Raw genomic sequence first — 13357 nt, forward strand, 5'->3', positions numbered from 1 at the left:
CTTTTTCTATATTGCGCGGCATGACTAAGTCGATTGAAATCCGCGATGCGCACGAACATAACCTCCGCCATGTGAACCTTTCTATTCCCCGCGATTCGATTGTAGTGGTGACCGGTGTTTCGGGCTCGGGCAAGTCGAGTCTCGCGTTCGATACGGTGTTCCAGGAAGGCCAACGCCGCTTTGTGGAGTCGCTCTCGGCGTATGCGCGCCAGTTCATTGGCCGCATGAAGCATCCCGAGGTGGAAAGCGTGCGCGGCATTTCGCCGACGATTTCGATTGACCAGAAGACGGTGAACCGTAACCCGCGTTCCACAGTGGGTACGGTGGTGGAGATTTTGGACCATTACCGTTTGCTTTTTGCGCGCTTGGGCGTGCCGCATTGCCCCGATTGCGGGCGCGTGATCCAGGCCCAGACGGTGGACCAGATTGTCGATAATTTGTATGTGAGCGACGAGGGCAAGCAGATTACGGTGATGGCCCCGATTGTGCAGGAGCGCAAGGGCGAATACCGCAAGGAATTGGCCGAGCTCAAGGAAAACGGCTTTGTGCGTGCCCGTGTGGACGGCACGATTTACCGCTTGGAAGATGTTCCGGCACTGGTGCGTTATGAGAAGCACACGATTGAGGCGGTGATTGACCGCTTGACGCTGGAGCGCAAGAACAAGAGCCGTTTGCGCGAGGCGCTGGAAGGTGCGTTGAAGCTGACCGACGGAAAGCTCGTGAGTTTCTTGCTGGCTGCGGGCGGTTCTGGCAGGGATGGCGCCGGAGAGGGGAAGGAAGAATATCGCCTGCAGGGCACGTTGCTCGCTTGCCCCAAGTGCGGCATTTCTATTCCGGAACTGGAACCGCGATTTTTCAGCTTTAATGATCCGAAGGGCCGTTGCCCCGCCTGTAAGGGCATGGGCGAAAGCTACAAGTTCGATTTGGATTTGATTATCCCGGACAAGACGAAATCGATTAAGGACGGCTGTATCGCGACCATCAAGAAGGACGACGGTACGCTGATTTTCAGCGACTTCGGCCGCCGCAACTTGAGGAACATCGCAAACGAGATGCATTTTTCGCTGGATACGCCGTGGAACAAGCTCAAAAAGGCGCAACAGGATGCCGTACTGTACGGTACGCCGAGTGAATCGGAACGCGGCATTATCCCGATTATGCAGGAACTGTGGGACATGTGGCACATTTTCCACTTCCGCAAGTACATGCAGATTGGCGTTTGCCCCGAATGCCACGGCACGCGCATTAACCGCACGGCGAATGCGGTCACGTTCCATGGTGTGAATCTGACCGAGATGACGGAATGGTCCGTCGAAAAGTCGGTGGATTTTTTCAACAAGATTGACTTGTCCGAAAAGGAAAAGCGAATCGGCAAGGAAATTTTGAAGGAAATCCGCGGGCGACTTTCGTTCTTGAATGCGGTGGGGCTTGGCTACCTGAATATCAACCGCAAGGCGTCCACGCTTTCGGGCGGTGAAGCGCAGCGAATCAGGCTTGCAAGCGCCGTGGGCGCCGGCCTGCAGGGTGTGCTTTACGTGCTTGACGAGCCGAGCATCGGGCTCCACCCCCGCGATAACGATAAACTGCTCGGGATGTTGGAGCATTTGAGGGCGCAGGGTAATAGCCTGATTATCGTGGAACATGACGAAGATACCATGCGCCATGCGGACTGCGTGATTGACGTGGGGCCGGGTGCCGGCGTAGAGGGCGGCCGCGTGATTGCGGCAGGAACTGTTGAAGAACTGGAAAAGAATAAGGCTTCGCTGACGGGCGCTTATTTGAGCGGCCGCAAGGCGATTGAAATTCCTGCAACCCGCAAGAAGATTGACAAGAATACGCCGAAATTAAAGATTTGCGGTGCTGCCGAAAATAACCTGAAGAATATCGATGTGGAAATCCCGCTGGATGGTGCGTTGACGGTGGTGACGGGCGTTTCGGGTTCCGGTAAGAGTACGCTCATCAACCAGATTCTGCGCCGCGAATTGGCCCGCGTATTCTACAATTCTGAAGAACCGGTCGGCAAGTTTGACCACCTGGAAGGCCTTGAAAACATCGACAAGGTGATTGAAATCGACCAGACGCCGATTGGCCGCACGCCGCGAAGCAATCCGGCGACGTACACCAAGATTTGGGACGATGTGCGCGACCTTTTCGCCAGTATGGAAGAAAGCAAGATTCGCGGTTACAGCAAGAGCCGATTCAGCTTCAACGTGAAGGGTGGCCGCTGCGATGCCTGCGAAGGCGCAGGCGTGAAAATCGTGGATATGCATATTTTGCCGAGTGTGCAGGTGACTTGCGATGTGTGCGGCGGCAAGCGCTTTAACGATGCAACGCGTGAAGTCTATTATAAGGGCAAGAATGTTTCTGAAATTCTCGACTTGAGCATTGCTGATGCGGCGGAATTCTTCAAGGACATCCCGAAGATTGCAGAACCGCTGAATTTGCTGGTGGAAGTGGGCCTTGGCTACTTGACGCTCGGACAGCCATCGACAACGCTCAGCGGCGGTGAAGCGCAGAGAATCAAGATAGCCTCTGAACTGCGCCGCCCGGGTACGGGCAAGACGCTTTACTTGCTCGACGAACCGACGACGGGTTTGCACTTTGAAGATATCCGCAAACTCATGGATTGCCTGAATCGCTTGCGTAGCCTCGGCAACAGCGTCGTGATTATCGAACACAATCTGGACGTGATCAAGTGCGCTGACTGGATTATCGATTTGGGCCCGGATGCGGGTATTCACGGCGGTCGCGTGATTGCTACGGGAACGCCGGAACAGATTGCGAAGTGCAAAAAATCCGAGACGGGCAAGTACCTTGCTCCGGTGCTTGCGAAAAAGCATGGCGAAAACCATCATTTTGATCGCACGCTCAAGGGCGGTGAAGACTTGTCCCTCGATATCGAGGTGCATGGTGCCCGCAAGCATAACCTCAAGAACATTGACGTCACGATTCCGCGTCACAAGCTTACGGTGGTCACAGGCGTTTCGGGCTCCGGCAAGTCGAGCCTCGCTTTCCATACGCTCTTTAGCGAAGGCCAGCGCCGCTTTGTGGAGACGTTGAGCACGTATGCCCGCCGCTTCCTCGGTCGCCCTGACCACGGAAGCATTGATTCCATTTCGGGCCTTGCGCCGGCAATTGCCATCGACCAGAAGAGTGCCAGCAAGAGCCCGCGCAGTACGGTCGCGACCCTCACCGAAATTTATGACTACTTCCGCATTTTCTGGGCGAGGGTCGGGACCCCGCATTGCTTGAAATGCGGGAAGCCAGTGTCTTCGTACAGCGCGGGCGACCTGATGCAATACGCCTTCGACCGCGACTTGAACAAGAAAGTCATGGTGCTTGCCCCGTTCGAAATCAAGGATGTGCTCAAACTTTCAAAAATCCTCACTGAGAAGGGCTACCGCAAGGTTTACCTCGGCAACAAGCTCGTGGAACTTCCGCTGCCGAAAATCCCGACCCGCGAAAAGCAGTTGTTCGCCGTCGTCGATACGGTCGTGGTGAAAGAAGACAATCGCGCTCGCCTGGTGGAAGCTTTTGAACGCGGTTACCGCGACGGCAACGGAATCCTTTATGTGGAAGACGAGAAGGGCGGTCGCTTGGCCTGCTCCGAAAAGCCGGGTTGTCCCGATTGCGGCTGGTACATGGATTCGGCGCTGAACCCGAAGCATTTCAGCTTTAACACTCACTGGGGCGCCTGCGAAACTTGTCTTGGCCTCGGGCACTTTAAAGATGGCGAAGTTTGCCCCGATTGTCATGGCGAACGCTTGAAACCAGAATATTTGGCGGTCCGCATTGGCGACAAGAATATCATGGATGTGAACCACATGAGCATCGCCCAGGCGCTCGAATGGTTCAGCAACGAAAACTTTAAGCGAGACAATTTCGGGGACGACAAGAATGCCGACGGCAAGATGACGGTGGCCGAACCCTTGCTTCGCGAAATTGTCGGCCGCCTCAACTTCCTCAAGGGTGTAGGGCTCGGCTATATCGGCCTCGACCGTGCGGGCGACACGCTCAGCGGCGGTGAATCCCAGCGTATTCGCCTTGCAAGCCAAATCGGTAGCGGCCTCGAAGGTGTGCTCTACGTGCTTGACGAGCCCACGGTGGGCTTGCACGAAAGCGATACCGCTATGTTGCTCAATACGCTTTACCGCCTGCGCGACCTCGGTAATACGCTTGTTGTGGTGGAACATGATATGAAGATGATGCAGGCGGCGGACCATATTATCGATATGGGCCCGGCGGCGGGTGAGTTCGGTGGCGAAGTGGTTGCCGAAGGTTCTCCGGAACAGCTTTCCAAGCCTTATGCCCTGCAACAGTTCCCTCGCAGCGAAACGGTCAAGTACCTGACGCATACCATCCCGATGGCAAACGAGATTGCGGCGAAGCCCATTACCGATTCCACGGAATTCTACGAATTCGAAAAGTTGAATCACAACAACCTTAAGAATTTGTCTGTAAAGTTCCCGAAGGGCGCCATCAGCGTGGTTTGCGGTGTGTCTGGCTCGGGCAAGAGTTCCATGGTCATGGACGAAATTTACCCGCGCCTCAAAAAGAAATTCCAGGCCCGCGGTCGCAAGAAGCAGAATGGCGAAGTTTTGTTAGTCGACCAAAGCCCGATTTCGGGAACTCCTCGCAGCACGCCCGCGAGTTTCACAGGCGTGTTTGACGACATACGCAAGCTATTCGCCAAACTGCCGCAAGCCAAGTTGAAAGGCTTCGACTACGGGCGCTTCAGTTACAACTTGGCTCGCGGCCGCTGCGAGGCCTGCGAAGGCCGCGGCGCCATCTCGGTAGAAATGCACTTCCTTTCGGATGTGTGGGAAGTCTGCGATGTCTGCGGCGGCAAGCGTTACAATCAAGAAACGCTCACCGTCACGTTCAAGGGCAAGAATATCGCCGACGTGCTCGACATGCGCGTGGCCGAAGCCTGCGAATTCTTCAAGGACCAGCCGAAAATCTTGCCAAAGCTGGAATGCCTGCGCGATGTGGGCCTCCCGTACGTGAAACTTGGTCAGTCTGTAACGACGCTCAGCGGTGGCGAATCCCAGCGCCTGAAATTGGCTGCGGAACTTGCTCGCAAACCCGCCCAGGAAATGGTTTACCTGCTCGACGAGCCGACCACGGGGCTCCACCTCAAGGATATTCAGATTCTCTGGAACATGTTGCGCAAACTCTCTGCCCGCGGTGATACGGTCATCGTCATCGAACATCACCCCGATATCATCCGTCTTTCGGACTGGAAAGTGGAACTTGGGCCTGTTGGCGGTGCCGAAGGTGGTCATTTGCTCAAAATCGGGGCAAATCAGACCTAAAAATACCATCGCTGTGTGAAAAAAAAGAAATGTTTTTATATTTCGTTTAGAAATGTAAACAGGAGAAAATATGTCCCTTACTCGTTTGCTTCCGCTTTTGTTGCTGTTGCCGGTACTGACTTGGGCAGCCGACAGCGACAAGAATTTCAGGGTCGCCCCGACTATGTTCAAGGAAGGCGCTCTGATGGAGCCTGTCGCCAATATGGCGATTGTCAAGAAGGAAAAAATGATCTTGTCGGAATCCCCGATGGTTCCGCTGCGCCCGAACATCATGTTCATGCGCCATAAGAAGGGTCCTAAGGAATACCTTTGGTTCTCGGGTCCCATTGATGTCAAGAACTTTGAAAAACTTCACGCCTTTAGCCTGGCCGATAACTATCTGCGTCCGGCCGAAGTGATGCTGCTGCGTTTCTACGGCTCCCAGACCTCCAGGGCTTTCCAGGACGAAGCCGACATCTATTTCGATAGGGAATACCTCTATTCTCCGCGTGTGCCGAAGCTCTATTTCAGAAAGAATGGCCAATGGCAGATGATTCAGGAAACGGAACGCCCGGGCATCATTTCGATCAAGTCCAACGTTAAGGGCCTCGAAGCGGTTTCGATTTCTGTTCCCATGAAAGAAGTCCCGTCTTTGCTTTATCCGATTAACCCGGGCATGTATGCGTTCTCGCTCTCGGCTCCGGACCACCTGCCGTATGTCGATGCCATTTCTGTTCCGGGCGGTTCCATGGTTGAGCTTAAACCGCAATTGCCGGTTGTAGATACCGCCTCCAAGGTCAAGGCGACAACCACGGTCACTTTGCATGCGGTTGCTGCCGCCAAGACTCTCGAAGAAACCGAACGCCTGTTCGATGTGCTTACCCACGATGTCCAGGCCACCGTTGAAAAGGTCGATACGAACGAATTTGACAAGATTTATCCGCCGCTTCGCAAGCCCCTGCTTCTCGGCGTGTCTTCCGATGACAGCGTCTATATCAAGTACCGCAATCGCTACAATGGCAAGCGCGAAGAAGCCAAGCTTTATTGGCGCATGAACAGGATGGGTTCCGCAAGCGCTGTAAACGTCGCCATTCGCCATAAACTGGATAGCCTGCAGGCTTTGCCGCACCGCGTGTCGCTGGTGCCTACCTCTATCGAGGCTATTTACGATGAAAATGCCTGCGAAGAGGTGATTGATTCCTCTGCAGCTCCGGCACCTGCCCCGGCCAAGGTCGATTCTACGGCCAAGGATTCTGCAGCCGCTCCGGCCGAACCGCCTGCTCCCAAGACCAAGACGGTCTGCAAGATGAAGGCTGTTCGCATCAACTACGGCAAGCAAGGCGACCGCTACGATGTTTCCTGGTCGGGTAACGCCGAAGGTTATACCGCAGACTCCTTGTTCGCCCTGCTCACGTCGGGAGCCTCTTCTCGCGCCTTTATCTCTATCGAAAGAAACAAGCCCGTCTGGATTTATCACGAAGGTGACTTGAAGGGCCGCCATCATTACCGTTACGAAAAGCACGAACTGGTCGTGAACGACAAACCGGTCCAGAGCCGTGGTGCTTTTGAACTTCCGCAGTATATCTTTGACGAACCCGAAGTTCAGGAATGGCTGAACCGCCCGATCGAAGAAGAAGCCCATAAGGTGCAGGAACCCAAGGCAAAGGTGCTCAAGGTGGACGACAGCGGCGTGACGCTCGATGTTTCCATGAAGGTCCCGCGCGTCATTCGCGACCGCGACCGTGGCTCGGTGGCCTTGATCGATTCCGGTTCTTTCCGTTACAAGGGCAAGGTGGTTTCCCTGTCTCCGTTCGCAATCCACACGACCGAAGTGACTCAGCAGTTCTTCAAGGACGTGATGGCCAAGGTGGATTCTACGAAGCGCATTAAGGATCGCTCTACCTTTACGGGTGCCCGCCATCCGGTGCACAACATCACCTGGAACGATGCCCAAGCCTTCTGTAAGGCAATCGGTGGCGACCTGCCGACCGAAGCCCAGTGGGAATTTGCTGGCCGCGCCGACAACAACGAAGGCGCTCTTTGGAACCTTGACGAAGACCCGAACCCGGGTATGTACGCCATTTACAAGGCGAACTCCTATAACCGTGGCAAGAAGAGTCCCGAATATGGTCCGCAGCCGGTAAGCACCAAGAAGTCCAACGCCTGGGGTATCTTCGATATGTCGGGTAACGTCGCCGAATGGACTCGCGACAAGTACTTCATGTTCTCGGTCTGGGTGGAATCTTCTAACCCGACGGGCGCCATGATGGGTTCTTCCAAGGTGTATAAGGGTGGTTCCTGGAAAGACAAAGAAAGTCTGCTGAACCTGACTGAACGTGATGATGAAGATCCGCGTTACTGGTCTGATGCCATCGGTTTCCGTTGCGCATTCCCCAGGGATCTTTTTGAAGGAAAGTAATGTTTAAAGGAATGCGTCTGTTTAAAAAGCTTACGGCGATCCCGTATTTGCTTGTTATTGTTGCTTTGCTGATGCCCTTGGCAAATGTTTCTTGTGCTGACGACGTGATTGCCGAGCCCAATCTTTATGAGCTTGCCTCGGGTCTCGATCTGCGACAGGAACTGAAACAGCCTGCCTTGGGTATTCTTGAAAAGATGGAAACGGGTAACCCGAGTGCCATGGAAAAGTTCCGGCAGACCATGCCGCATTTCCCGCAAATGGAACCGGTACCGTTCCTCTACGTGATTCTTGCGGGGGCTGTGATTGCGGGCTTGTTCGCGCTGATCACTCCGCTCGGTTCGATTGCCATGGGCATGCTGACAATGGTTTCGCTCTGGTTCTTCCTCTCGAAACTCGCGCAGATCAATTCAGCCATGGGAATGTCGCTCTTGAAGGTGGAACCCGGCATCGGGATTCATGCCGCATCGTTCATGATTCTGATAGGGACCGCGATGAACCTCGCGACGATTATTCGCCCGATTGTTGAAGAAATCAAGGCCAAACGCGCCGCCAAAAAGAAACAATAAATGAGATTAGGGAGGGCTTAGCCCTCCCTAAAACCTACCCGGCACTCAATAAACCGCGATATTCTGGTTGCAAGTTCTGACTTGCGGTTTATTTCGTGGGCGCCTGTCGGCGCAATAAATTTGCAAAAAGAAAAGGGAACGCGTTGCGTTCCCTTTTTGAATTGAAATAGCAAACATTAAACGTTGAACAGGAAGTACATGATGTCGCCGTCCTGTACCACGTAGTCCTTGCCTTCGGTGCGGACAAGGCCTGCTTCCTTGGCGGCGTTCCAGCTGCCATGCTTCAGGAAGTCTTCGTAGCTCAAAGTTTCGGCGCGGATGAAGCCGCGTTCGAAGTCGGTGTGAATCACGCCTGCGCACTGCGGAGCCTTGTAGCCGGCGTGGAACGTCCAGGCGCGGCATTCCTTTTCGCCAGCGGTGAAGAAGGTGCGCAGACCGAGGATTTCGTAACCCTTGCGGACTACGGCGTCGAGGCCCGATTCCTTCATGCCGAGTTCCTTGAGGAATTCAACCTTGTCGGCGGGTTCCATGGCAGAGAGTTCTTCTTCAATCTTGCCGCTGATCATGATGACTTCGTGACCGTTCTTGGCGGCGTATTCCTTCAGCTGGTCCACGTAGGCGTTGCCGGTCAGAATGTCGTCTTCCTTCACGTTGGCGCAGTAGAAGAGCGGCTTTGCAGTGAGGAGAGCCAAGTCCTTCACGATGAGTTCCATTTCTTCGCTGTCGTGCATCACGGTGCGGGCGGCCTTGCCTTCCTGGAAGGCGTCGCGGAGCTTTTCGCAAGCGGCGAGGCGGGCCTTGGCTTCGGCACCACCCATACGGGCAGCCTTGGCTTCGGTGGCGAGGCGCTTTTCGACAGAGTCGAGGTCCTTCAGAATCAGTTCGGTCTCGATGATTTCCACGTCGCGGACCGGATCCACGGAACCGTGTACGTGCACGATGTTTTCGTCGTCGAAGCAGCGGATGACTTCCATGATGGCTTCGCATTCACGGATGTGGGTCAGGAACTGGTTGCCGAGGCCTTCGCCCTGGGCGGCACCCTTTACAAGACCTGCAATGTCCACGAATTCTGTAACAGCGGGAACGATGGATTTCGGATTGTAGACCTTGACCAGTTCGTCGAGGCGGCTGTCTGGCACGCTCACCATGCCCACGTTCGGTTCGATGGTGCAGAACGGATAGTTGGCAGCTTCGGCGCCGGCGTTGGTGATGGCGTTAAAGATGGTGGACTTGCCCACGTTGGGGAGGCCTACGATACCGCATTTAAAACCCATGATAATCTCCAGTTTTGGCGGCAACATATCTGCCGCTCGTTTTTTTGCGATGTAAAGGTAGAAAAATGCCCTTGTAGGCAGTCCCATGAAAATCTAAATTTACGCCCGTTTTTAAGGTAAGGTATGGCTGGGCTCTCATCGAAGACGAACATCGATATGCTGAATGGGCCCCTCGGGAGAAAAATCCTGAGGTTCGCTATCCCTATTGCCTTGAGTAGCATTTTCCAGCAGATGTTCAACTTGGCAGACGTTGCCGTGGTGGGGCAGTTTGCGGGCGACAAGGCCTTGGCCGCCGTGGGCGCGAACACCTTCGTCATCAACCTGCTAATCAACTTGTTCGTTGGCCTTTCCGTAGGTGCGAACGTGGTGGTGGCCAATTCCATTGGCGAACGCAGTTACCGTTCCGTGACCCGTAGCGTGCACACGTCGGTGATGGTCGCCTTCTTTAGCGGAATATTCCTTTCTTTCGTGGGCATCTTTTTTGCAAGACCGATTCTTGAACTGATTTCGACTCCGGCAGACGTGTTGGACATGGCGGTGCGCTACTTGCAAATCTACTTTGCGGGCATGCCCTTCGTGATGGTCTACAACTTTGTGTCGGCGGTCTTGCGTAGCAAGGGCGATACCAAGCGTCCGCTTTATGTACTCATGGTGGCGGGGGCGGTGAATGTGGTGCTGAACCTGATTCTGGTGGCGGGCTTTGACATGGGCGTGTCAGGCGTGGCCATTGCGACAGTGATTGCAAACGTCATTAGTGGCGTTATTTTGTTCTACCTCCTATTGCACGAGGTGGGCCCTTTCAAGTTGGAATTCTGGAAGTTGCGCGTGACGCCCTTCTTCTTGAGCCGCATTCTGCGCGTAGGGATTCCGACAGGGCTTCGCGGCGTCGTGTTCTCGTTCAGCAATGTGTGCCTGCAGTCGGCCATTAACAGCCTTGGTTCTGCCACGGTGGCGGCTTCGGCTGTGGCGCTGAACTATGAATTCGTGGTGTATTACTGGCTCAGTTCCTTTTCGCAGGCGTGCGTAACCTTTGTCGGACAAAACTATGGCGCGAAGAATATGGAACGCTGTCGTCGCACGGTCCGCTGGACGCTCCTGTTGGGTTGCTCTTCTACAATCGTGTTGAGCGCGCTTTGCTGCATTTTTGCAAAGCCCATGTTGAGCGTGTTTACGTCTAATGCCGAAATCATTGAAATCGGTTCTATCCGCATGTACGTGGTGGTGGGGCTTTTGGCGATTAACGTGTTCCTGGACGTATTTTCGGGAGCGCTTTCGGGAATGGGAAAGTCCCTGGCGCCGGCCCTTACCTGCATGGTGGGCGTTTGCGGAATCCGTATTCTCTGGGTGATTTTCGTGTTCCCCCAGTACAAATCTTTCGCCTCGTTGATGGTTGTGTACCCGATAAGCTGGATTCTTACGATATCTGTGATTATGGGAATCTATTTTTACCATGTCCGGCGTGCTAAGTTTTAGTATATTTCGGATGATGCGTTACTTTAGCCTTACTGCTTTATCTTTTGTATTAGCCCTTTCGGCTTGCGTTTACGAGCCGGAACAGTTTACGGAGTCTGAAACCTCCAATGAAAAAACTGACACGGGTTCGATTTTTGCGGTGAACGGTGGCAAGCAAATTTGCAACCCTTCCGTTTCCCAGGATCCTGAAAATTATCCGGCAGCAATGCTTTGGCTGAACTTTGGCGGCAAGCTGAATGTAGAAGCCCCCGATTCGGTGTACACGACTTCGAAGGTGGTGCAGCATGACCGTCTTTCGGTGTCCGATACGTCGGGCAAGGTTCTTTGGTACTTGATGCGCGATACCGAAGCGGGCGATTGCCAGTTCCAGGACCCGGAATGGAGTACGCATCCGAACTATATCGTAGCCCTTAGAGGCTTCAAGGCTAAAGACAGCAAGTCTTGCTCGGATATTTTGGATTACGGAATCTTTGCCGTTCGCATGTCCGACAAAAAGCAGTTCTTCTTCTACGACAAGGACATTAGCGAATTTGCCACTCCGCACTTGTGGGTAAATCCCGATGCCGTGCGCGATTCTTCGGCAGATGATTCCAAAATTGAAGGATTCTTTGGCACCAATGAAGTGCGCCTGGTTTATGTGAACAAGAAAGACCAGATTGTATTTGTGGATTACGCCAATGGCGGAACCAAGAAGGCCGTTACGCTCAAGAAGCCGTCTGATGTCGATGGCTGGATGATGGATAGCCCCATGATTTCGCCGGATGGCAACTATGTGGTCTACAACGTCATCAATCCTTCGATGACGGGTTGGCGGTCCTTTATTCAAGAACTTTCGAAGGATGCCGCTCCGTTTGAAATTGAAAAGACTTCCGGTATGATTTCTGAACCGGTTCAGCCTCACTGGTTCTCTTTTGCCGGCCGTCTTTTTGTGGTGTGGGCGGAATTCCCGCAAGGTTCGCAGTACGTGAACAAGAACGATTTGTCTGATGCGTCGGTGCAAAACGGTAGCGCTGGCCGTACGGTGATGCGTGAAATCAAGCTGGCTGCCAATGCCCCTGCAGACCTTGCGTTTGAATGGGTGGACAACGCGAAAGAAATTGCCTCGATCCCGATGATTGGTGGACGTTCGCCGGATGGATTCTTCCTGGCGACCGGTGCGAACAATGGTTATTTGATGAAACTCCCGTGAGGTAAAAGATGAAGAAGAATTTATTTAGCGGGATTTTGTCTGGCGTTGCCTTGGCTGCTGTGGCCGGTGGCGCGTTTTATGCCGGTTTAAATTCGCCTGTAGAAGTGGCGACTCCGTGGCAGTCTATTGGTGGCTGCGGCGCAGGCGGCTCCGGTGGCGGTTCTGGCGATGGTATCAAGTGGATTGGCCAGGGTGTTTCTGGCGGTTACCTTGAAGTCGAAGCGTTTACCAAGTACACGGTCGGCCAGAACTTTACGGGAGTCTCGTTTACTCCGCATCTGTCTATCAAGCCGACGTGGTCGACCAAGCTCGGCGTATCTATTCCGTGGACGAGTCATAGCGGCGAAGTGCAGTACCGCAGTAACCAGATTCCGGCAGACCGCACCACAGGCGGCGTGGGCGATGTGTCTATCGACTTTAGCAAGACAATCGGTAGTGGCGGCGCAGCATCGCTTTCTGCGAGCCTCTCCATTCCGACAGGTCAGTATGACATCAAGCGCGGTACTGATTCCGGCAAGGAACTTTTGCCGAGCAGCTTCCAGAAGGGCTCGGGCCTGTATTCGCTTACGGTGGGCTGGGATTACAGCCGCGATACCGACAAAGGTATTTGGCTTTATGGTCTCAGCTACACGCACCCGTTTGCCATGCACTTGATTTCGGGCGAGAACGAATTCAACGATTCTTACTGGAAGGACATGGAACATAAGGGCGATCGCTTTGAGTACCGTTTCAAGCCTTATGGCGAAAATGACCTCGGCGCCTACACTCCTCCTTCAGTGGGCGGTTCCATTGCTTACGGCTATCGCGGCCGTCCGGGAATCGTGCAGAGCTTCGGCGTGAATTTCTCCGTGCCGCTCGGCGTCGCCTGGATTAATTCCGAAAAGGTCGGAACTTACGACCCGCGTCCGGACCCCGATCATCAGGCATGGTCTGTGGCATTTGCCTATGGCATCGAATTCTCGAATGCGGACTTCCCGGTGTTTCTCGCGGTCTCCTTGCCGCTCCATGACAAGAGCAATGCGGCTGACCCCGATGACGAATACGACGAAAGCCCCATGCGCAAGTGGGATACTCCTGACTGGTCCGATTTTGGCCAGCAGTGGACTATCGCCGTCGGCATCAAGGGAAGTTTCTTCTAGTGA

General features: G+C 54.1%; 7 protein-coding genes. 6 read left to right on the top strand and 1 reads right to left on the bottom strand.

The features are described 5' to 3' along the window. The first annotated feature begins 20 nt into the window (after nt 1-20). From uvrA to B7989_RS03655, 3 genes are all read left to right on the top strand, one after another. Nucleotides 21-5315: an excinuclease ABC subunit UvrA gene (gene uvrA, locus B7989_RS03645; protein ID WP_088627229.1), complete on the top strand. Its 5295-nt coding sequence runs from the start codon at nt 21-23 to the stop codon at nt 5313-5315. Nucleotides 5316-5385: 70 nt separating this feature from the next. Continuing rightward, entirely contained in the window at nt 5386-7713 is a 2328-nt protein-coding gene (locus tag B7989_RS03650; protein ID WP_088627230.1) for an SUMF1/EgtB/PvdO family nonheme iron enzyme, read from the top strand. Further along, complete coding sequence (locus tag B7989_RS03655; protein WP_088627231.1) at nt 7713-8279, top strand: hypothetical protein; 567 nt, start codon at nt 7713-7715, stop codon at nt 8277-8279. The genes B7989_RS03650 and B7989_RS03655 overlap by 1 nt, the downstream gene beginning before the upstream one ends. Before the next feature lie 176 nt (nt 8280-8455). Here B7989_RS03655 and ychF read toward each other — a convergent pair whose 3' ends face one another. After that, on the bottom strand, nt 8456-9553 hold the full coding sequence (gene ychF / locus B7989_RS03660) for a redox-regulated ATPase YchF (protein ID WP_088627232.1): 1098 nt from the start codon (nt 9551-9553) through the stop codon (nt 8456-8458). 123 nt (nt 9554-9676) lie between these two features. Here ychF and B7989_RS03665 point away from each other — a divergent pair, with 123 nt between their 5' ends. The 3 genes from B7989_RS03665 to B7989_RS03675 are packed head-to-tail and all read left to right on the top strand — an operon-like array spanning nt 9677 to nt 13354. Continuing rightward, entirely contained in the window at nt 9677-11026 is a 1350-nt protein-coding gene (locus B7989_RS03665; protein WP_088627233.1) for an MATE family efflux transporter, read from the top strand. Nucleotides 11027-11039: 13 nt separating this feature from the next. Next, nucleotides 11040-12215, top strand: a complete 1176-nt coding sequence (locus B7989_RS03670; protein WP_233144233.1) for a hypothetical protein — start codon at nt 11040-11042, stop codon at nt 12213-12215. 8 nt (nt 12216-12223) lie between these two features. After that, on the top strand, nt 12224-13354 hold the full coding sequence (locus B7989_RS03675) for a hypothetical protein (protein ID WP_088627235.1): 1131 nt from the start codon (nt 12224-12226) through the stop codon (nt 13352-13354). Nucleotides 13355-13357 lie beyond the last annotated feature (3 nt).

The organism is Fibrobacter sp. UWB5 (assembly GCF_002210295.1).
Classification (GTDB): domain Bacteria; phylum Fibrobacterota; class Fibrobacteria; order Fibrobacterales; family Fibrobacteraceae; genus Fibrobacter.